18 protein-coding genes are annotated in these 21,695 nt (G+C 61.1%); 15 read left to right on the top strand and 3 right to left on the bottom strand.

Features of this window, described 5'->3' with window-relative positions; all coding sequences use genetic code 11:
• Positions 1-45 precede the first annotated feature (45 nt).
• From AC13RE_RS17540 to nadC, 4 genes are all read left to right on the top strand, one after another.
• On the top strand, positions 46-948 hold the full coding sequence (locus tag AC13RE_RS17540; protein ID WP_488563872.1) for an NUDIX hydrolase: 903 nt from the start codon (positions 46-48) through the stop codon (positions 946-948).
• A gap of 69 nt (positions 949-1,017) precedes the next feature.
• On the top strand, positions 1,018-1,989 hold the full coding sequence (gene nadA / locus AC13RE_RS17535; protein ID WP_488563871.1) for a quinolinate synthase NadA: 972 nt from the start codon (positions 1,018-1,020) through the stop codon (positions 1,987-1,989).
• Positions 1,986-3,527, top strand: a complete 1,542-nt coding sequence (locus tag AC13RE_RS17530; RefSeq protein WP_488563870.1) for an L-aspartate oxidase — start codon at positions 1,986-1,988, stop codon at positions 3,525-3,527. Before nadA ends, AC13RE_RS17530 begins: the two co-directional genes overlap by 4 nt.
• Position 3,528: 1 nt before the next feature.
• Positions 3,529-4,386, top strand: a complete 858-nt coding sequence (nadC, locus tag AC13RE_RS17525; RefSeq protein ID WP_488563869.1) for a carboxylating nicotinate-nucleotide diphosphorylase — start codon at positions 3,529-3,531, stop codon at positions 4,384-4,386.
• A gap of 16 nt (positions 4,387-4,402) precedes the next feature.
• Here the strand turns inward: nadC and AC13RE_RS17520 are convergent, their stop codons facing one another.
• Both AC13RE_RS17520 and AC13RE_RS17515 read right to left on the bottom strand, forming a co-directional pair.
• Positions 4,403-5,179 carry an SDR family oxidoreductase gene (locus AC13RE_RS17520; protein WP_488563868.1) on the bottom strand — a complete coding sequence of 259 codons (777 nt, stop codon included), beginning with the start codon at positions 5,177-5,179 and terminating at the stop codon, positions 4,403-4,405.
• 101 nt (positions 5,180-5,280) lie between these two features.
• Positions 5,281-6,141 (bottom strand): MurR/RpiR family transcriptional regulator, encoded by an 861-nt coding sequence (locus AC13RE_RS17515; RefSeq protein ID WP_488482552.1) that lies wholly within the window; start codon positions 6,139-6,141, stop codon positions 5,281-5,283.
• Positions 6,142-6,367: 226 nt separating this feature from the next.
• Between AC13RE_RS17515 and murA the strand changes: the two genes are divergently transcribed.
• The 11 genes from murA to AC13RE_RS17460 all read left to right on the top strand — a co-directional run bounded on the left by murA (position 6,368) and on the right by AC13RE_RS17460 (position 20,567).
• The gene (gene murA / locus AC13RE_RS17510) at positions 6,368-7,624 is read left to right on the top strand and encodes a UDP-N-acetylglucosamine 1-carboxyvinyltransferase (protein WP_488563867.1); all 1,257 of its coding nucleotides are present in this window, start codon (positions 6,368-6,370) and stop codon (positions 7,622-7,624) included.
• The gene (locus AC13RE_RS17505; protein WP_488563866.1) at positions 7,621-8,511 is read left to right on the top strand and encodes a glucosamine kinase nucleotide-binding domain-containing protein; all 891 of its coding nucleotides are present in this window, start codon (positions 7,621-7,623) and stop codon (positions 8,509-8,511) included. The genes murA and AC13RE_RS17505 overlap by 4 nt, the downstream gene beginning before the upstream one ends.
• 253 nt (positions 8,512-8,764) lie before the next feature.
• The gene (gene murQ / locus AC13RE_RS17500) at positions 8,765-9,688 is read left to right on the top strand and encodes an N-acetylmuramic acid 6-phosphate etherase (RefSeq protein ID WP_488563865.1); all 924 of its coding nucleotides are present in this window, start codon (positions 8,765-8,767) and stop codon (positions 9,686-9,688) included.
• 57 nt (positions 9,689-9,745) lie between these two features.
• A complete protein-coding gene (locus tag AC13RE_RS17495) occupies positions 9,746-11,266 on the top strand; it encodes an ABC transporter substrate-binding protein (RefSeq protein ID WP_488563864.1) in 1,521 nt (506 codons plus the stop codon).
• Positions 11,267-11,394: 128 nt separating this feature from the next.
• Complete coding sequence (locus AC13RE_RS17490; protein ID WP_113354403.1) at positions 11,395-12,354, top strand: ABC transporter permease; 960 nt, start codon at positions 11,395-11,397, stop codon at positions 12,352-12,354.
• A complete protein-coding gene (locus AC13RE_RS17485; RefSeq protein WP_488563863.1) occupies positions 12,354-13,193 on the top strand; it encodes an ABC transporter permease in 840 nt (279 codons plus the stop codon). Before AC13RE_RS17490 ends, AC13RE_RS17485 begins: the two co-directional genes overlap by 1 nt.
• A complete protein-coding gene (locus AC13RE_RS17480) occupies positions 13,190-14,929 on the top strand; it encodes an ABC transporter ATP-binding protein (RefSeq protein ID WP_488563862.1) in 1,740 nt (579 codons plus the stop codon). The genes AC13RE_RS17485 and AC13RE_RS17480 overlap by 4 nt, the downstream gene beginning before the upstream one ends.
• Positions 14,930-14,969: 40 nt before the next feature.
• The gene (locus AC13RE_RS17475) at positions 14,970-15,971 is read left to right on the top strand and encodes a serine hydrolase domain-containing protein (RefSeq protein WP_488563861.1); all 1,002 of its coding nucleotides are present in this window, start codon (positions 14,970-14,972) and stop codon (positions 15,969-15,971) included.
• 10 nt (positions 15,972-15,981) lie between these two features.
• Positions 15,982-17,097 carry an anhydro-N-acetylmuramic acid kinase gene (locus AC13RE_RS17470; protein ID WP_488563860.1) on the top strand — a complete coding sequence of 372 codons (1,116 nt, stop codon included), beginning with the start codon at positions 15,982-15,984 and terminating at the stop codon, positions 17,095-17,097.
• A 106-nt stretch (positions 17,098-17,203) separates the two neighbouring features.
• Complete coding sequence (locus tag AC13RE_RS17465) at positions 17,204-18,154, top strand: lytic transglycosylase domain-containing protein (protein WP_488563859.1); 951 nt, start codon at positions 17,204-17,206, stop codon at positions 18,152-18,154.
• A 142-nt stretch (positions 18,155-18,296) separates the two neighbouring features.
• Positions 18,297-20,567: an FdhF/YdeP family oxidoreductase gene (locus AC13RE_RS17460; RefSeq protein WP_488563896.1), complete on the top strand. Its 2,271-nt coding sequence runs from the start codon at positions 18,297-18,299 to the stop codon at positions 20,565-20,567.
• A gap of 54 nt (positions 20,568-20,621) precedes the next feature.
• Here the strand turns inward: AC13RE_RS17460 and AC13RE_RS17455 are convergent, their stop codons facing one another.
• On the bottom strand, positions 20,622-21,695 hold the full coding sequence (locus AC13RE_RS17455) for an ABC transporter ATP-binding protein (protein WP_488563858.1): 1,074 nt from the start codon (positions 21,693-21,695) through the stop codon (positions 20,622-20,624).

Raw genomic sequence — 21,695 nt, 5'->3', positions numbered from 1 at the left:
TACTTCATGCGACAAAGTTAAAGGGAAACAAATCATGGAGTTCGCTTGACCATCGGGCTTGCGCATGCGGAGCTGATCGCGGTTCTGACGGCCGTTACGGGTAGTGATCCCAGGGTAATGACGGTGCGGTCGGGCGATGCCTTACCGTCCGGTCCGTTTGAGCTCGGACATCGCACCTTGCAGAGCGGGTTGCGCGAATGGGTTCAGGATCAGACCGCCCATCCCGTCGGCTATCTGGAGCAGCTTTATACGTTTGCCGATCGCGATCGAAACAATGACATTCTCGGCGGTCGCACGATTTCGATCAGCTATCTCGGGCTCGTGCGCGAGCAGGCGGCACCCGGCGGCGGCATGCCGGGCTGGCATGGCTGGTACGAATATCTCCCTTGGGAGGATCACCGAAACGGTCCTCCAGCTATTCTCCACGATATCGCCGCCCGGCTTGCGCCATGGATCGAGGAGGATGCGATGCGTAGCGGGCAGCGCCGCCGCCGCGCCGACTTCGACTTCGGGCTGAATGGTGCGGCATGGAACGAGGATCTCGTGCTGCAGCGCTATGAATTGCTCTATGAGGCGCGTCTCGTCGCCGAGGCGGGCTGCGATCTCAAGCACAATTTTGGCCGATCGATGTTTGCCGATCATCGCCGCATCCTTGCGACCGGCATGGCGCGGCTTAGGGCCAAGATCAAATATCGCCCCGTCGTCTTCGAACTCATGCCCGAAAATTTCACGCTGCTGCAATTGCAGAAAACCGTCGAGGCATTGGCCGGCCTGACGCTACATAAGCAGAATTTTCGCCGGCTGATCGAGCAGCAGGAGCTGGTGGAGGAAACCGGCGGCACCGAAAGCGAAACCGGCGGCCGTCCGGCCAAGCTCTTCCGCTTCCGCCGCGCAGTCCTCGAAGAACGCGAGTTCGCCGGAACGAAATTACCACTCTCCCGCAATTGACATATGCTCACAACGAGAATATCTATTTGCTCATGATATACTCAAATTGAGTATAATAAGGAGCCGGCCATGAATCTTCCCATATCCGCATCCTCCCTTTACGATCGTGTCAGCCGCGTCATCCCCAAAGCCGAATGGCTGTCGTTCCAGGATGATGTCGAGGCGATCCTCGAATTGAAGCGGCGGCACAATGCCGTCATTCTCGCGCACAACTACCAGACTCCGGAAATCTTCCATGGTGTCGCGGATATCGTCGGCGACAGCTTGGCGCTTGCCCGCAAGGCTGTGGAAGTGGATGCGGACATCATTGTCCTTGCCGGCGTGCATTTCATGGCGGAGACCGCCAAATTGCTGAACCCGGAAAAGACGGTGTTGATCCCCGACATGGAAGCCGGATGCTCCCTCGCGGAATCGATCACGCCAGAGGATATCGCCTTGCTGCGTCAGGCCCATCCCGGCGTTCCCGTCGTCACCTATGTCAATACGTCGGCGGCCGTGAAGGCGGCATCTGATATCTGCTGCACATCGGGCAATGCCCGGCAGGTGGTGGAATCGCTCGGCGTGCCGAAGGTGCTGATGCTTCCGGATGAATATCTGGCGCGCAACGTCGCACGCGAAACCAATGTCGAGCTCATTGCCTGGCATGGGCATTGCGAGGTTCACGAGCTCTTCACCGCAGACGATATTCGCCAGCTTCGCGAGAATTATCCGGGTGTAACCGTGCTGGCCCATCCGGAATGCCCGCCCGACGTCGTCGCTGCGGCGGATTTTGCCGGTTCGACCGCCGTGATGTCCGATTATGTCGGCAAAAAGCGCCCGTCGCGCGTCGTGTTGCTCACCGAATGTTCGATGAGCGACAATGTCTCTGTGCATCATCCGGATGTCGAATTCATCCGCCCCTGCAATCTCTGCCCGCACATGAAACGCATCACGCTTGGCAATATTCGCAAAGCTTTGGAAGAGGGACAACACGAGGTGACGGTCGACCCGGCAATTGCCGCAGATGCCCGTCGGGCGGTTGAAAGGATGCTGGCGATATGAGCGAGATTCGTGAAGACTTGAGCGGCCGCATCGTCATCGTCGGCAGCGGCCTCGCCGGATTAATGACGGCGCTGACGCTGGCTCCTGAGCCAACCGTGATTATTACCCGCGCCTTGATCGGCGCGGAGACCTCAAGTGCCTGGGCGCAAGGTGGCATCGCCGCCAGCATAGGCAAGGGCGATAGTGCCGCCCTGCATTTCGCGGATACGCTTGCCGCCGGTGACGGGCTCTGCGACGCGAAGGTGGCGGCAAGGATCGTCGCCGAAGCACCTGCCGCCATCGCGGCACTGGAGTGCTTCGGTGTTGAGTTCGACCGCAACGATGCCGGCGAATTGTCCCTCGGCCTCGAAGCTGCACATTCGTTTCGGCGTATCGTGCATTCCAAGGGTGATGGTTCGGGGGCCGCCATCGTCCGCGCGCTCGCCGAGGCGGTTGCCTGCACCCCATCGATCACGGTGCTCGAGGGTTATCAGGCGCAGCGACTGTTGCTGGATGGCGATCGTGTCGCCGGCCTTCTGTGCCTCACCGGCAAGGGCAGTGTCGTTCTACAGTCGTCGCGCATCGTCCTTGCTACTGGCGGTATCGGCGGCCTGTTCGATGCCACGACCAATCCGGTCGGCAATTTCGGGCAGGGGATTGTGCTTGCGGCACGGGCCGGCGCTCAACTTGCCGACATGGAGTTCGTGCAATTTCATCCGACGGCGCTTGACAGCCGCAGGCGCCCACTGGCGCTTGTCAGCGAAGCCGTCCGCGGCGAAGGCGCGCTTCTCGTCAATGAAAGCGGTGAGCGCTTCATGGCTGACGTCGAAGGCGCCGAGCTTGCGCCGCGCGATGTCGTCGCGCGCGCCATTAGCGCGCAAATTGCCCGCGGCGGACGGGTTTTTCTCGATGCGCGAGCTGCGCTCGGCAACCGTTTTGCCGCGCGCTTTCCAGTCATCGAGGCCCTTTGCCACGAGGCGGGCGTCGATCCGGCGAGCGAGCTCATCCCGGTGCGTCCGGCCGTTCACTACCACATGGGCGGCGTTGCGACCGACGAGAATGGCCGCAGTTCCGTTCCTGGCCTATGGGTTGTGGGCGAGGCGGCGTCTACCGGCCTGCATGGCGCCAATCGCCTTGCCAGCAATTCGTTGCTGGAGGCGGCTGTCATGGGGATGCGGGCGGCGCACGATATTGCAAGTAGCGATGCGAGCCCTGCACGTTTGCCGAAACATTTCCCCGAGACTTTTGCGCCAGATCCGGCGCTCGTCCGGCCGATTGTCTCGCGGCATCTCGGCGTGCTGCGCAATGCCGGCGCAATCCATGGCGCCATTGCCGCCCTCCTGCCGCTTTGCGAGAACGAAAGCACGGCAACCGACCCTGCGCTGGTGGCTTTGCTGATCGCCGTCTTCGCAAGTCTCCGGATGGAATCGCGCGGCGCCCATGCCCGCACGGATTTTCCGCTGAAACTGCAACATGCGCAGCGCCGCATGATGCATCTCACCGACGCGCTGGATATCGCCCGGTCCGTCGCCCCATATTCCATGGCAAGGAGTGCCTGATATGACACTTGCTCCGCTCCCGCGCCTGATCGTCGAGCCGTTGGTGCGCAATGCGCTGATCGAAGATCTCGGCCTTGCCGGCGACATCACATCCATGGCTGTCGTCCCGGCGGAACATCGGTCCCGCGTTGCTATGGTCACCCGCCAGCCGGGCGTAGTCGCAGGTCTCGATGCCTCCGAACTTGCCTTCCAGCTGGTCGATCCCACAATCGTCGTGACCCGGCACGTGCCCGATGGTGCGAAGGTTGATGTCGGCGAGGTCATCGCGACGATCGAAGGGCCGTCCCGCGGCCTGCTGACGGCGGAACGCACGGCGCTTAATTTCCTCGGCCATCTCTCAGGCATTGCCTCCGTGACCGGCAGCATCGTCGAGGCGATCGCCGGCACGAAGGCATCGATCGTCTGCACGCGCAAGACGACGCCGGGCCTCAGGGCGCTGGAAAAATACGCGGTGCGCGCCGGCGGCGGCATGAACCATCGCTTCGCGCTCTATGACGCCGTGTTGATCAAGGACAATCACGTCGCAATTGCCGGGGGCATCGCGGAAGCCATCCGCCGAGCCAAGGCGGGTGTGGGTCATATGGTCAAGATCGAAGTCGAGGTGGATACGCTGGCGCAGCTTCGCGAAGCGATGCAGGAAGGCGTCGACGCCGTGCTGCTCGACAACATGACGCCGGATCAGCTGCGCGAGGCGGTCAATATCGTCGGCGGCCGGGCCATCACAGAAGCCTCCGGCCGCATCACGCCGGCAACGGCTGCCGCAATCGCCGCCTCCGGCGTCGATCTCATCTCCGTCGGCTGGCTGACGCATAGCGCGCCGACGCTCGATATCGGGCTGGACTGGAAGGCGGCGGCTTAGAGCCGCCGATCCCGAGTCAAACGACCACCGGCACCTGCGCGCCATCCATGCTGATCACCGCGCCGGTGACGTAGCCGGCTTTGGCCGAACTCAGGAAAGCGGCAACATTGGCGATGTCGGCTGGATCGGCCATGCGGCCGATCGGGATGCGCTTCACGGCGTCGGCGAGCGCTTCCTCTTCGGTCGAGCCTGAGATCTTCGCCGCCGCCTTCAGGCCTTCAGCAACGCGATCCGTCTCGGTGAGGCCGGGATTGAGGCCGACGACACGCACGCCCTTGCCGGCATAGGCATTGGCGAGCCCAACACTTGCGAGCATCAGGGCGGCATTGGCCGATCCGCCCGCCAAATGGACGGGGGAGGCGACCTTGCCGCCGTTGCCGATGATATTGATGACGACACCTGAGCCGCGTGTGCCCATGCGCTTGATGACGGGATCGATCACGTTGATGTAGGAAAAGTATTTCGCGTCCATTGCAGCCCGCCAGATGGCAGGGGTCAACTCATCCGCCGGCGTGCGGGCCGCTGCACCGGCGCTGTTGACGAGGATATCGATCGGGCCGACGTCGGACTCGACCTTGTTCACCACGGCAAGTGCCTGCTCGTCGGAAATCAGGTCGGCGGCGTAGCCGCGTGTGCCGGGAAGCCTGGAGAGGGCGGCATCGATATTGGACTGTGAGCGCGAGCAGATCGCGACCCGTGCGCCTTCCTGCAGGAAGAGTTCGGCACAGGCATAGCCGATGCCCTTCGAGCCGCCGGTGATCAGAACGACTTTATCCTTGAGGCCAAGGTCCATGGAATATCTCCGGTATGATTTGCTTGGATCGCCAAGCTACGTCCCGAAATCATCACCGTACAGGGTCGCGGTCGTCACAGCTTGGTTACTGGAGCGCGATCTTATGAGAGACGCTTTGCCTTCAGCACGGAAACGGCCGTCTCGCTATTGTGGACATAGTCATTGGCGTCAGGCTGACGTTGCACCAGCAGAATGAACAGCAGATCGGTCAGCATCAGCTGCGCATCGCGGGCGGTGATTGCCGAGGAGCGGACGCGATCCTCATCGCCGACGGTATGAAGGCAGATATCGGCGACGCGGGCGAGCGGATTGTCCTGCAGCCCGGTGACGGCAATGACCGTCGCCTGGCGCTGGCTAGCCAGTTCAGCGATCCTGAGGGTTTCAATACTGGCGCCGGAATAGGAAAGCGCAAAGAGCAGGTCGTCCGGCCCAAGCGTCGATGCATTGGCCATCTGCACATGGCTGTCGCTGTCATGCAGCACATTGCGGCCGAGCTTCATCAGCTTGTAGGAAAAGTCGCGTGCGACCAGCGACGAGGCGCCGACACCTGCCAGATGGATGCGCCGCGCGTCATGAAGCGCCTCGAGAGCCTTTTCGATATCCGCTTCGTTGTTGACCGAGATCGTTTGCTGCATCGCCTGCATCTTGCTGCCGAGCAGCTTCTGCAGGATCGTGAGATAGCTGTCGCCTACCTCGATCGTGCCGTGGATCATACCGGCCGGCGCCTGCCATTCCTGCGCTTTCGCCTCGCTGACGGCAAGTTTCAGTTCCTGATAGCCGGCATAGCCGAGCTTCTGGCTGAACTTGACGACGCTCGACTGGCTGCGGCCCGTTTCGACCGCGAGCGCAGCTGAAGACAGGCGCAGCATCTGGTCGGGATTGTCGATGATGAACTGTCCGATCTGACGATCGGCGGGCGCCATGGTTTCGAGCTGCGCGCTGATTTTCTTTAAGATCGACATTTGTCCCTTCGAGCCATCGAGGCCGCTTCTCCCGCCGACACGAGCGCACCGAAAATAGCATTCGATTCAAGCTCGGCAATCTCGCTTCGTGCGATCGGACATTATCACAGCAAATTGGAATAAAAAATTCCAAATCTGGTTGACACTCTGGAATGGCCGATTAGTCTTTGGAAGAAATGCGTGAAGGACTCGCGGTGTCCTCACCTTTCCTCGACGGATACTCATCATGGACAGACTTCGCATCTCCGGCGGCAGACGGTTGCAGGGCGCGGTGACCATCGCCGGCGCCAAGAATGCAGCCTTGCCGCAAATCGCAGCGGCGCTCTTGAGCCCGCATCCGCTGGAACTGACGAACCTGCCCGCAGTCAGCGATGTCGAGAACATGCTCGATGTCATTGCCCTTCACGGTGCCAGAGTTGAGCGCGGGCCGCATGGCACCACGATCGATGCGAGCGAGCTCGTCTCGAAGGAGACGTCCTACGATACGGTCAGACGTATGCGGGCGACCGTGCTGGTGCTTGCGCCGCTGCTCGCCCGCTTCGGTCACGCACGTGTTTCGCTTCCCGGCGGCTGCGCCATCGGGGCGCGGCCCGTCGATATGCACATCAAGGCCCTGGCGACTCTGGGCGCCGATATTGCGATCGAAAGCGGTCTGATCGTCGCATCGGCTTCAAATGGGCTGAAAGGCGCGCGGATCGTGCTGAGTTCGCCATCCGTAGGTGCGACCGAAACGGCCATGATGGCCGCCTGCGCCGCCAAGGGAGAAACCGAGATCTTGAATGCCGCCCGCGAGCCGGAGGTGGCGGATCTCGCGGCCTGCCTTAGCGCTATGGGTGCGCGGATCGAAGGGGCGGGGACCCATCGCATCCTCATCGATGGTGACACCGACTGGCGTCCGGCCAAGCATCATGGCATCCCTGACCGCATAGAGGCAGGCACCTATGCGGTGGCAGCGGCGATCACCGGCGGTCAGCTTGAGCTTATTCATGCCCGGCTAGAAAACCTTGCCTCGGTCGTCCAGGCGCTTGAGGCCATGGGTGTCAGCGTCTGGCCGAGTGATCGCGGTCTGGTGGTCTCCCGGGACGGCCCGCTCAAGGGAGCCGATATCACAACCGAACCCTATCCGGGCTTCCCGACGGACCTGCAGGCGCAGTTCATGGCGCTCGCCTGCTGTGCGGAAGGCGCGTCGCTGATCCGTGAGACGGTATTCGAAAATCGCTTCATGCATGTGCCGGAGCTGACGCGGCTTGGCGCCAATATCACCCTGCAGGGCACGACGGCACTGGTGCGTGGCGGAGCGCCGCTCAAGGGCGCGCAGGTGATGGCGACGGATCTGCGCGCCTCGGTGTCGCTGGTTCTCGCCGCCCTCGTGTCCAAGGGCGAAACCATCGTCAACCGCGTCTATCATCTCGACCGCGGCTACGAGCAGCTCGATCGCAAATTGCGTCTCTGCGGCGCCGATATTGAACGGCTGACGTCATGACCGCCGTATCGGAAAACGCTCCTTATTTCCTCGGCATCGATGGCGGCGGTACTGGCTGCCGGGCGCGCATCGAGGGTGCTGAAGGCACGATTTTAGGGCAAGGATTGTCCGGCCCGGCAACGACCAGGCTCGGGATCACCGAAGCATGGGCGTCGATTTCTCGTGCCTTTGACGCAGCGATAGAAGAAGCCGGGTTGAGTGCCGACGATATCGGGCGCATCCACGTCGGCGTCGGGCTGGCAGGCATCGGCCGCAAGGGCGCGCTTGATGCGTTGAAGGCGATAGAGCATCCATTTGCCAGTATCGAGTTCATTAGCGACGGGGAGGGCGCCTGCCTCGGCGCGCATTCCGGTCGCGATGGTGCCATCGTCATTGCCGGGACGGGCTCGATCGGGCTCGGCCTCGTCGAAGGACGGCAATTGCGGGTCGGCGGCTATGGTTTTCCGATTTCGGATGAGGGCAGCGGTGCCTATCTCGGGCTGAAGGCAGTCCAGCTTGCGCTGCGCGCCCATGATGGCCGCGAACAGAAGACGGCGCTGCTGGCCGAAATCATGCAACGCTTCCAGAATGATCCGATGGAGGCGGTCGCCTGGATGGACCGGGCTTCGGCCACGGAATATGCGGCCCTTGCACCGATGGTCCTCCGCCATGCCGATCAGGGCGATGCCGCAGCGCGGCGGATTGTGCAAAGTGCAGCCGCCCATATCGATACGCTGGTTCGCACCCTGTTCGAAAAAGGTGCGCCGCGCGTCTGCCTGCTTGGCGGTCTCGCAAGCCCGCTCGAGCCTTGGCTCTCGCCCGATGTGCGGCGGCGCCTGAAGCCGATCGACGGCGATGCGGTGTCAGGTGCGATCATTCTGGCCAAGAGAGCCATTCGCAAAAGCTGAAGAGGGATCTGTGGAGGCTGAATTTCGCTCGATCGAAATGGAATATTTTATTCCTTTTTAGATTGACGGAAGGAATAAACAGACATAGTGTTAACCAAGGTAAACAGGGAATGGACGGGGAACGAAGCCGAAAAGGCCATCCTTCGTCCCGGCTGACTGAAAACCGATTTTGCGGCGGTGAACTCGATCTTGAAGTGATCGAGCTTGTCACTGTGACCTATTGATATCGAAGCGTTATTTCGCGAGCAGGCCCATGACAGAGCAGACGTTGATATCCGAACTGGAGCAGTTGGTTTCCGAAGGGCGCAATCCGAATACGATGCATATCGATCTGCTGCCGACCTTCGATATCCTGCGTGAAATGAACTATGAGGATCAGACGGTGCCGCTCGCCGTCGAGAAGGTCATTCCGGCGATCGCCGCCGCCGTCAATCAAATCGTCGCCGCCTTCCAGAAGGGCGGACGGCTGATCTATATGGGTGCGGGCACGAGCGGCCGTCTCGGCGTTCTCGATGCTTCCGAATGCCCACCGACTTTCAGCGTGCCGCCGGACATGGTCATCGGCCTTATTGCCGGCGGTCCGGATGCGCTACGGCGCTCGATCGAGGGGGCGGAGGACGATCCGGCACAGGGGCGCCAGGCGCTGGAGGGGATCAAGCTGAGCAAGGACGACGTGGTCGTCGGCATCGCCGTCAGCGGCCGAACGCCCTATGTGATCGGTGGCCTGAATTACGCCAAGAGCATCGGTGCCTTTACGGTTGCGCTCTCCTGTAACCCGAACTCCATCATCGCCGGTATTGCGGATCTGGCGATCTCGCCGGTCGTTGGTCCGGAAATCCTGACCGGCTCGACAAGGCTAAAGTCGGGCACCGCGCAGAAACTCATTCTCAACATGCTGACGACGGCAAGCATGATCCGCATCGGCAAGAGCTATCAGAACCTGATGGTCGATGTCAGTGCCAGCAACAAGAAGCTCGTGGCGCGCGCCTCGCGCATCGTCATGCAGGCGACCGGCTGTACCCAGCAGGAAGCGCGCCGCGTGCTCGATCTGACCGGCAATGACGTCAAGCTTGCCATTCTGATCGAAATTACCGGGATGGGCATTGAAGAAGCCCGCACGGCATTGCAAAACGCTGATGGATTCCTGCGTAAGGCCATCAACGCCAGGACTGCTTGAGACAATCAATAGGCTAAAATCGGCCGGGGACATTTAAAAAAATTTGGAGGACTGAAAGTGAAAGGGAATTTTGCAAAGACGCTAATTTCGGGAATAGCGCTGGCCGTGGGGGTTGGTTTGGCGGCCGTCGCGATTCCAGCGCAGGCAGCGACGCTGCGTATGGCATGGTCGCAGGACGCGACCGGGCTTGATCCGCATAAGCAGACGGCCTTCTCGTCCATTCGCCTGCTGGAGCTGATCTATGAGCCGCTCGTTCGCCTCGACAGCAATCTGCAGATCGCGCCCGGTGTGGCCGAGAGCTGGCAGTTCTCCTCCGACGGCAAGCAGCTGACCTTTAAGCTCAATGCCAAGGCCAAATTCCAGAACGGTGCGCCGGTGACTTCGGCTGACGTCAAGGCCTCCTTCCAGCGCATTCTCGATCAGGCAACCGCCGCGGTTGCCCGCGCCAACTTCCTGTCGATCGCGAGTATCGACACGCCCGATGCCAATACCGTTGTTTTCAACCTCTCGCAGCCCGACGTTCCGCTTCTGACAGCCATGACGAGCCTCAATGCTGCCGTCGTGCCGGCAAGCGAAATCACCGCCGGCACCATCGGCACGAAGGCGATCGGCTCCGGTCCGTTCAAGCTTGACAGCTGGGTTCCAAATTCCAAGGAAGTCTTGAGCGCCAACAAGGATTGGGCCGGTGGCGCCACGGGCGTCGACGGCATCAATATCAGCGTGCTGCCGGATGAAACCGCGATCCTTGCGTCGCTCCGCACCGGTCAGATCGATTTCGCGCTGCTCAACGATCCGCTCGTGGCAACGCTGGTGCCGAAGGAGCCGAAACTGCAGCTCACCCGAACGCCGGTGCTCTCCTACAACGTCCTGCAGCTCAATCCGTCCCGCAAGCCGATGGATCAGCTGGCCGTGCGCCAGGCAATCTCCTGCGCCATCGATCGCAAGGATGTGATGGATACGGCAGCCCTCGGCGAAGGCAAGGTGACCGGGCCGCTGACGATGCCGCTCTATGCGACCGATCCCAGCAAGCTCTTCTGTTACACGCGCGATGTTGCCAAGGCGAAGAAGCTGATGGCCGATGCCGGCTTTGCCAATGGTTTCTCGGCGACGGTGATCGCCGCAACCGGTGAGCCGCCGACCGCCACCGCCGAGGCGCAGGTCATTCAGTCGCAGCTCGCCGAAATCGGCATCAAGCTCGATATCAAGGTGATGGAACTCAACGTCTATGTCGACACCTGGCTGAAGGGCAATTTCGACATGGCCGTTGCGCTGAACGGCGGTAGTGCCGACCCCTATTCGATGTACAACCGTTACTGGACAAAGACCGGCAACCTGCAGAAGGTAGCCAACTATATCGACGACACGCTCGACAGCTTGATGCAGAAGGGCCGCGCGGAGACCGATCCGGCCAAGCGCAAGGAGATCTTCGCCGAATTCGAAAAGCATCTCGCCGAAGTCTCGCCCTGGATCTGGCTCTATACAGCTTATGGCTATACGGCCGAGCAAAAGAACGTCGAAGGTTTCGTGCCTACGCCGACAGGCTCGCTGTTCGGCCTCAGCAAGGTTTCGATCAAGTAGCGATGACCGGGACATAGAGCATTTCCCTTCAATCTATGTCATGGAAATGCTCGATCTCTTTGTTTTTAAGCAATTTCAGCTGTCAGTTCACGTCTTGGTTTAGCTGAAGTTGTTCTAGAGGAATTGCAATGTCATATCTGACGCGCCGGCTGATGACATTCCCGCTGATCATGCTGGGTGTGTCCATCTTCGTCTTCGTCGCCATCCGGCTGGTGCCTGGCGATGCGATCACTGCGATGCTCGGAACCAATGCGGGCCTGCTGACGCCAGAGCAGCGGCAGGCCCTTGCCGCCTATTTCGGTATCGACCAGTCCTGGCCGATCCAATACTGGCATTGGCTGCTTGGCGTATTCCAGGGCAATCTCGGCATATCGGTCACCTATGGCAAGCCGGTGCTCGATATCATCTTGGAGCGCTTTCCGTTGACGCTCGAGCTTGCCTTGCTTTCCATGGTGATCGCGCTTGCCATTGGCCTGCCTGCCGGCGTCTTTGCCGCCACCCGAAATGAAAAACTGTCCGATCTTGCCGTGCGCATCGTCGCCATGATCGGGCAGTCCACGCCAAACTTCGTTCTCGGACTTCTGCTCATCTATGCCTTGTCGGCCGGCTTCGGCGTGTTGCCGACCATGGGTGCCTTCACGCCCCTTTGGGAGAACCCGCTTGAAAATCTCGGCCAAATGATCCTGCCCGCATTGACGCTCGGTTTTGCCTTTGCCGCGTCGGTGACGCGCGTGGTGCGCTCGGCCATGCTCGATGTCCTGAGCGATGATTATGTCCGCACCGCCCGTAGCCGTGGCGTGCCGGCGCGTGGCGTCATCTGGCGGCATGCCCTGCCGAATGCATTGATCCCGGTGGTGACGCTGAGCGGCGTCGAATTCGGCTATCTGCTCGGCGGCGCCGTGCTGGTCGAGCAGATCTATGCCCTACCGGGGCTCGGCCGCATGGTGCTCGATGCCATCCTGCAACGCGATTATGCGCTGGTGCAGGGCAGCGTGCTGTTCATTGCCTTCAATTTCATGATCGTCAACCTGCTCGTCGATCTCGCCTATGTCGCGCTTGATCCACGCGTCCGTCTGGGAGAAGGCTGATGCGGATCGTCAAGGCTATTTTCGGACATACGAGCGGTCGGATTGGCGGCGTCATCGTCCTCATTTATGTTCTACTTGCCATTCTCGGCACGTTGGGTGTGACCCCGCATGATCCCCTGACGCAGAACCGCATCGACCGCTTGCACGCCCCGAGCCTCACCTATTGGATGGGCACCGATCTTTTCGGCCGCGATGTCGCGAGCCGCCTGATGCATGGCATCGGCGAATCCTTCACCGTGGCCTTCTTCTCCGTTGCCTTTGCGACCTTGCTCGGTACGTTGCTTGGCTTGACGGCGGCATGGTCTGGCAAGCGCTGGGATGGCGTCATCATGCGCGCGATGGATGTGCTTTTAGCCTTTCCGGCGATCCTTCTTGCGCTGCTGATCATCGCCATTGTCGGGCCTGGCACCTGGACCAGCGTTGCGGCGATTGCGATCGTTTATACGCCGATTTTTACCCGCGTGGTGCGAGGCCCGGCCCTTTCGCTGAAGGCACGCGATTTCGTCGATGCCGCCCGCACCTTCGGCAGCAGCCGGTCCTACATCCTGACACGGCATCTCCTGCTCAATCTCGTCGCACCCCTGACTGTGCAGGTAACGCTGGCGCTTGCCTGGTCGCTGCTGACGGAAGCGGGTCTCAGCTTCCTCGGCCTGGGAACGCAGCCACCGGCCTCCTCGCTAGGCCTGATGCTGAGCGACAGCCGCAATCTCATGGAGACTGCACCCTGGCTGCTGATCTTCCCTGGCGTAACCATCATGATCTCCATTCTCGGCTTCAACCTGCTCGGCGATGCCCTGCGCGATATCCTTGATCCGAAGATGCGGAGGGCGACGGTATGACACCGCTGCTTTCTGTCTCCGATCTTCGCGTCGGCTTCGGGCGCAATCCTGAAGCTAATCCCATCGTGCGCGGCGTCAGCTTCGACCTGGATGCCGGTGAAACGCTGGCGATCGTCGGCGAGAGCGGCTCGGGCAAGTCCGTCACCGCACTTTCGATCAATCGCCTGGTCGATTTCGGCGGCGGTCGCATTACCGGCGGCTCGATCCGGTTCAAGCGTGCCGACAACAGCATCCTTGATCTTACCAAGGCCAGCGAAGCGGAGCTGACAAAGATCCGCGGCGCGGAGATCGGCATGATCTTCCAAGAGCCGATGACCTCGCTCAATCCCGTTTTGACCATCGGCACGCAGATTGAAGAATCCTTCCGGCTGCATCGTGGCCTGACCGGCAAGCAGGCGAAAGCGGCGGCCAAGGACGCCCTGGATCGCGTGCGCATTCCGGATGCGGCGCGGCGGTTGACCTATTGTCCGAACCTGCTTTCCGGCGGCATGCTGCAGCGCGTGATGATCGCAACGGCGCTTGCCTGCAATCCTCGTCTATTGATTGCCGATGAGCCGACGACAGCGCTCGATGTCACCGTGCAGGCGCAGATCATGGCACTTCTTGCCGAATTGAAGCGCGAGACCGGCATGTCGATGATCTTCATCACCCACGATATCGGCCTCGTTGCCGGCATTGCCGACAAGGTGATGGTGATGCAGGCTGGCCAAGCAGTCGAGCAGGGCGAGCTTAATCGGATACTCGATCATCCCACCCATCCCTATACCCAGCATCTATTGCATTCCGTTCCGCATTTTGCCTCGGGACAGGCTGCACGCACCGATTTTCAAAGGGATGAGGCGTCGTCCAAGCCGGCATTAAAGGTTGACGGCTTGACGGTCCGCTTTCCGGTCAAGGGGAGTTTCCTGCGTCGATCGACCGGTGCCGTTCATGCCGTCGAAGGCGTCGGTTTCGACCTGATGCCCGGCGAGACGCTGGCGATTGTCGGCGAAAGCGGCTCGGGCAAATCCACCACCGCCCGGGCGATCCTCGGATTGGTGAAGGCGATCCGCGGCACGTTTACGACCAATGACGGCAAGGCCGCCGATCGTACGAGCGCTGTGCAGATGGTCTTTCAGAATCCATACGCTTCGCTCAATCCGAGACTGCGCATCGATAACATCCTTGCCGAACCGGTGATCGCCGCGGGCGGCCGCGTCTCAGCTGAGACACGAGACCGGATGGTCATGCTTTTGAATCGCGTGGGTTTGCCGGAAAATGCGCTGGAGCGCTATCCGCACGAATTTTCCGGCGGCCAGCGTCAGCGGCTTTGCATCGCGCGCGCCCTGATGCTCAATCCGTCCGTGCTGGTGCTGGACGAAGCGGTGTCCGCGCTCGACGTCTCCGTTCAGGCGCAGGTCCTGGAATTGCTGATCGAACTGCAGCGCGAATACGGTCTTGCCTATCTCTTCATCTCGCATGACATGGCGGTCGTGGAGCGTATCGCCCATCGCATCGCGGTGATCTATGCCGGGCAGATCGTCGAGATCGGCGATGCCGCCTCGGTCTTGTCGGAGCCCAAGCATTCCTATACCAGGCGATTGATCGCGGCGGTTCCGACGGTTGCGCGGCGCAAGGAAAACTTCACGCTCGATACTCGCCAGGTTCCGTCCCTGGTGCGTCCTTTGGGCTTCGAGCCCGCCGTTCCCGAGTGGCGCCGCTTTGCGCCGGATCACATCGCGCTGGCGGAAGCTTGAGCGAGGCCGAGGAGAGGCGAGATGGCGAGTAGGGGGAAGCATGCAGTTTCAAGAGCGTTTTGATCGAGCCTTCGCGCCGATCGAGCAATCGGTTTCGGCGGCGCGCGTCCCCGGCGGCGTGCTTGGCATGGTCGATCTCGACGGCATCAGGCAGGTCCGCGCCGTCGGCTCGGCACAGAAGGTGCCTGATATCAGGCCGATGCTGGCCGATACCTGGTTCGATCTTGCGTCGCTTACCAAGGTCATTTTCACTACGCCGCGCATCCTGGCCCTGGCCGAGGCCGGCACGATCGACCTCGATGCTCCCTTGATCGAACTCCTGCCCGATCTGCGCCAATACAGCGCCGAGGCATGGGAACGGAAGGTGACGTTCCGCCAATGCCTCGGACACCAGACACCTTTTCCGGCAGTCGAGCCTATCTATACCTACGGCCGCGATCCCGATCTTCTACGCACCTTCATCCTGCAGCGCGAATGGCGCGCCGGCCCGCCCGTCTATTCCGATATCAACTTCATCCTGCTCGGCTTCGCGCTGGAGCGGCTGAACAGAAAGACAATCCGCGCCATGGATCCGGGGCCGGGATTTGCCTTTTCTGCGCCGCCGGAATTGGCCGCTGCAACGGAAGACTGCACCTGGCGCCACCGTGTTCTATCGGGCGAGGTTCATGACGACAATTGTTCGGCGTTGCAGGGTGCCGGTCATGCCGGTCTCTTCGGAACGGCGGACGCGATTCTCGATTTCGCCAAAGGATTGCTTGACGGTAGCGGGGCGTCGGCGCAGTCAATCGCGCTGATGCGGACACCGCTTTCCGCCACTCGCACGCATGGCTGGGAGCGGCCCCATGACGGTTGGCATGGTGGCACTCTTTGCTCGCCCGGCACAATCGGCCACACGGGGTTTACAGGCGTGGCCCTCTGGGTCGATTTCGACCAAGGCCGAGCCTGGACCCTCCTCACCAACCGCATTCATCCGACGCGCCACTTCGACAGCGGCATTCTGGCGCTCCGTCAGACCGTCAGCGATCTAGTCAACGCAGCATAGGAGCCTGACCATGGAACCAATCTGGGCAGTCGGTCTGATGACCGGGACCGTCCTCGACGGCAATATCGATGTTGCCATGCTGAAGACGGACGGCGAGCGGATCGAGGAGTTCGGCCCCTATGTTCTGGCTCCCTATCCCAGCTGGATTCGGGAGCTGCTGGAAGAGACGCTGCGGCAGGCACGGGCGTGGAATTTCGAGGGACCCGAACCGGCGATCTTCAAGGCGGCCGAAGAGGCTTTGACGCGAGCCCAGTCGGAGGCGGTGAGGGAACTGGTTGAAGGGAACGGCATGACGATGGCCGATATCGGCGTTGTCGGCTTCCACGGCCAGACCGTCCTGCATCGCGCGCCACAGAAGGATCGTCTCGGCCAGACACGCCAGCTTGGCGATGGCGAGCTGATGCGGTCTATTCTCGGCACGAAGGTCGCCTATGATTTCCGCTCGGCCGACATGCGCGCCGGCGGGCAGGGCGCACCACTTGCTGCCGCCTACCATACCGCGCTGTTGCGCGGTGCGGGTGCTGCGGGCGAGGCGGCTATTCTCAATCTCGGCGGCGTTGCCAATGTCACCTGGTGGGACGGAGAAGGCAATTTCGTTGCTTTCGATACCGGCCCGGCCAATGCGCCGCTCAACGACTTCATCAAGTCCTGCGGGCTTGGCGAGATGGACCGCGACGGTGCGCTTGGGGCTGCCGGCAAGGTCGATGAGGCACGGCTCGAGCGGCTGCTGCAGCATCCCTATCTCACGACACCCTATCCGAAGTCGCTGGATCGTTTCGATTTCGGCGCCTCCATGGCGGATGGCCTCAGCCCGGAGGATGGTGCCGCAACACTTTCGGCCTTCACGGCAAGCGCCGTCGGCAAGGCGCTGGATCTCCTTCCTCGCCGGCCCACCAAGGTCGTCGTCAGCGGCGGCGGCCGGCACAATCCGACGATCATGTCGATGCTCAGGAGCCGGGCTGGCGTCGAACCGATCTTTGCCGAAGATCTCGGCTGGCGCGGCGATGCGGTGGAGGCGGAGTGCTTTGCGTTTCTCGCGGTGCGCGTGCTGCGGGGCCTGCCGATCAGCTTTCCCGGCACGACGGGCGTGCCGGCGCCGATGCGCGGTGGCCATCTCGCGCAGTAGCCGTCCGCGAACCAGCTGTCGCGTGAGAGGTTTTCGCTTCCGTCCATCGATGATATGAAGAGGCCGCGAATTTGCGATCGGTTGGTCTCGGACGGATATCGCTTATATGGCAGGCAGGCATTACCGGGTAGGCTTCGTCGGCATCATCGTTGCTTTTGCGATCGCATTTGCCATTAACGGCTCTGCTGTCAGACCCGCACGAGCTCAACCGGAATGGAGTGTCGCACCACTTGTTTGCGTTTCCGGACCGCTGACGACGCAGACGGGCCAAACGCTGTGCCTGCGCAAGGACAGCTACAATCGCGATCTTTGCACCGCCATCGAGTATTTCGCTCACAGCAATCGTCTGCCGCCGGACTATCTTGCACGGCTCGTCTGGCGCGAAAGCCTGTTTCGCTCCGATGCCGTCAGCCCCAAGGGCGCTCGCGGCATCGCGCAGTTCATGCCGGGAACTGCGAAGCTGCGTGGCGTGCGCGACAGCTACGATGCGCTGGAAGCACTTGGCAAGGCGGCGACTTATCTTGATGAATTGCGGGACCGCTTCGGCAATTTGGGATTGGCTGCCGCTGCCTATAATGCGGGTGAAGCCGGTCTTGCCAATTTCCTGAATTCCGGTGGTCTTCCCTATGAGACGCGGAACTATGTGAGCGCGATCACCGCGCACAGCGTTGAGGAATGGCGCGACGATCCGCCCGATATCGCAGCGCCCGTGCTGGATAAGAGCAAGCCGTTCGTCGATTCCTGTGTCGCGCTTGCGCAAAGCCGTCGCCTGAAGCCCATTCCCTTGGAGCAGGAGCGGCCCTGGGCGCCCTGGGGCGCGCAACTCGCCGAACATTTTCAGGTGGATGCCGCTCGCCGTCTGTTTACCGCAAACATAAGAAAACTGCCGACTCCGCTGAATACGGAGAAGCCGTTGATCGTGCGGCAGCGCAATGCCGACTTTGGCCGCCGTGTCCGTTATGCGGCGCGCATTCCGCGGCAAACGCGGGAGGAAGCGGATGCCGTTTGCACGCAGGTCCGGCAGCAGGGCGGCTCCTGCCTGGTCTTCAAGAACTAATGCAAGCGCATAGCTCCGGCATGCTTGGTGATTGTTTGATTCTCTGGCGCTTGATTGTGCTTTACTCCCTGATGTCGCAAGCTTATTTCTTGCAAGCCCGACCTTTGGGAGGAAGCCGTTTGGGTTGCTAAAGGAGCGTATGATGGCGCAAAAGCGTGAAGTCCCCGGTATTCGTCCCTATAACAGCCCGGCCGGCGGTTGGGGCGCGTTGAAAGCTACGGCAAAGGCTGTCCGCGACCAGATGGATGTCACTGAGGCGCCTGGTCTTCTCCTACGCACCAACAAGCCCACGGGTTTTGATTGTCCCGGCTGCGCATGGCCAGACAAGGAGCATACCTCCACCTTCCAATTCTGCGAAAACGGCGCCAAGGCCGTTACCTGGGAGGCGACGAACAAGCGCGTAACGCCGGAATTCTTCGCCGAGCACACGGTCAGCGAACTTCTGACCTGGAGCGACTACGAGCTGGAAAATTCCGGACGATTGACGCATCCGATGGTCTACGACCGGGCATCCGACACCTACCGGCCGATTGCCTGGGAAGACGCCTTTGCCCGCATCGGCGAGGTCATGCGCAGCCAGCCCGATCCGGATATGGTCGAGTTCTACACCTCGGGCCGTGCTTCCAATGAAGCTGCCTTCCTATTCCAGATCTTTGCCCGCGAATACGGCACCAACAATTTCCCCGATTGCTCGAACATGTGCCACGAGGCGACCAGCGTCGGCCTGCCGCAATCGATCGGCATCGGCAAGGGCACCGTCTCGCTCGATGACTTCGACGAATGCGATCTGATCATCTCCATGGGGCACAATCCCGGCACAAATCATCCGCGCATGATGGGTACGCTGCATGAATGCTCGCGCCGAGGCGTGCCGATCATCGTCTTCAACCCGCTGAAGGAGCGGGCGCTGGAGCGTTTTGCCGATCCGCAGGATCCGATCGAGATGGGAACCTTCAGCTCGACCCCGATCGCCTCGTCCTATTATCAGGTGAAGATCGGCGGCGATGCCGCCGCGCTCAAGGGCATCATGAAGGCGGTTCTCGCACTGGCCGAGATCTCGTCAGATGTTCTCGATCACGCCTTCATTGCCGAACACACCACCGGCTTCGACGCGCTTGTTGCCGATATTAATCAGACGGAGTGGGCCGATATCGAGCGTGTCTCTGGTCTTGCCCGCGCTGATCTGGAGCAGGTGGCAGAGATCTATGCCAAGTCGAAGGCAACGATCGTCGCCTATGGCATGGGCATCACCCAGCATGCCAAGGGAACGGCTAATGTCCAGCAGATCGCCAATCTCTTGCTATTGCGCGGCAATTTCGGCAAGCCGGGTGCCGGCATTTGCCCGCTGCGCGGCCATTCCAACGTGCAAGGCAATCGCACCGTCGGGATTACCGAGAAGCCCACTCCCGCGCTGATCGAAGGCATCGAACGGGCCTTCGGTTTCACCTCGCCAGCTCATCACGGTCACGATGCCGTTGCCGCCATGCAGGCGATGGCGGAGGGGCGCTCCAAGGTGCTGCTGTGCCTCGGCGGCAATTTCTCGATTGCGCTTCCCGATCCGGAACTTTGTGCGCAGGCGATGCGTAAGCTCGATCTCGCCGTCCATATGAACACCAAGCTCAATCGCTCCAATCTGCTGATCGGCAAGGAATCCTTCCTGTTCCCCGTACTTGGCCGTACCGAACAGGACGTTCAGGCAACCGGCGCGCAATCGGTGACGATCGAGGATTCGATGTCGATGGTGCATGCCTCAAGCGGGCGGCTGAAGCCGGCCTCCGACCAGCTGCGTTCGGAGCCGGCCATCGTTGCCGCTATGGCGCAGGCCACCCTGCCGAACAGCAAGGTCGCCTGGATGGAGCTCGTCACGGACTACGATCTGATCCGCGACAAGATCGAAATCGTCTATCCGGATTTTGCCGATTACAATGAGCGCATCCGCGTGCCGGGCGGCTTCCGCCTGCCGATCGGACCGACGGAGCGCGTCTGGAAGACGCCTTCCGGCAAGGCGGAGTTCAAGCTGTTTTCCGGCCTCAACGAGGACATCGCGCTTTCAGATGGGACTATCCTCAAGCTCGCTACGATCCGCAGCCACGATCAGTACAACACGACGATCTACGGTCTCGACGACCGTTATCGCGGCGTCTTCGGCCGCCGTGACGTGCTGTTCATGAACGATAAGGATTTGAAGGCAAAGGGGCTGGAGCACGGCGATCTCGTCGAGATCGAGACCGCGCTGCCCTCAGGCGGCAAGCGGCTCTTGAAGCTAACGGCTATTTCCTACGATATTTCCGAAGGCTCTGTTGCCGCCTACTATCCCGAGGCAAATTGTCTGATCCCGATCGACTACCAGGACAAGGAAAGTGGCACTCCTTCGTATAAGTCCGTTCCGGTACGGGTCAGCAAGGCGGCTTGATTTTCACGCGATCATCCAGCCACCGTTTGCTACCGCGTTGGCTGGGTAAAGCGTCTACCGCAGCCGCTCTCCTTGTTTGTCGAAATAGCGTCGCCGTTCGGGTGGGCAATGCAGATGGAGCGTGTCGCCGCGCTCGATCTCCGGCCCATTACGATACTCGGCAATAACGGATTGACCGTCCTCTGTCTGGCAATAGAGATAGCGTGTGCCGCCTAGATATTCGGTGACGTCGACCGTGACCCGCAACGCATCGGACGCATCGGACGTGACGACGAAATGTTCAGGACGCATGCCAAGGAGGATCTTTTCGCCGGCTGATGGCTTGGTCTGCGCAAGGTCGACCTTGATGCTGCTATTGCCCACCTTTGCCATCCCATCATCGGACCAACTGGCCTCGATCATATTCATCCTTGGCGAGCCGATGAAGCCGGCGACAAAACTGTTGGCGGGGTCTTCATAGACCTCGCGCGGGCTGCCCACCTGCTCGATCCGGCCGTCCCTCAGCACGACGATCCTGTCGGCGAGCGTCATGGCCTCGGTCTGATCATGGGTGACATAGATCATCGTATTGCCGAGTTCGCGATGCAACCGGGCAATTTCGATGCGCATCGAGACACGCAGCTCGGCATCGAGATTGGAGAGCGGCTCGTCGAAGAGAAAGACATCCGGCTCACGAACGATGGCGCGGCCGATGGCCACGCGCTGGCGCTGGCCGCCTGAGAGCTGCCCCGGTCGGCGGTCGAGCAGGTGGTCGATCTTGAGGATCGCGGCGGCCGAGCGTACGCGCCTTTCAATTTCGGATGCGTCGGCCCGCGCCATTTTCAGCCCGAAACCAAGATTGTCGCGAACGCTCATATGCGGATAGAGCGCATAGGACTGGAAGACCATGGCGATGCCACGCTCGGACGGATCGAGATCGGTGACGTCTCGGCCCTTGATGGCGATCTCGCCGTCGGTCACCTCCTCCAGCCCGGCAATCATCCGCAGCAGCGTGGACTTGCCGCAGCCGGAGGGGCCGACGAAGACGACGAAAGCCCCTTCCGGTATGTCAAGATCGATGCCGTGAATGACCTCCAGTCCGCCAAAACTCTTGCGGACGCCGGTCAGGCGCATGCCGTTCTTCGTCAT

The sequence above is a fragment of the Martinezella sp. CNPSo 3959 genome, assembly GCF_057784355.1.
The sequence above is the reverse complement of the archived record's forward strand: the minus strand, read 5'-3'. Positions and strand labels throughout refer to the sequence as shown.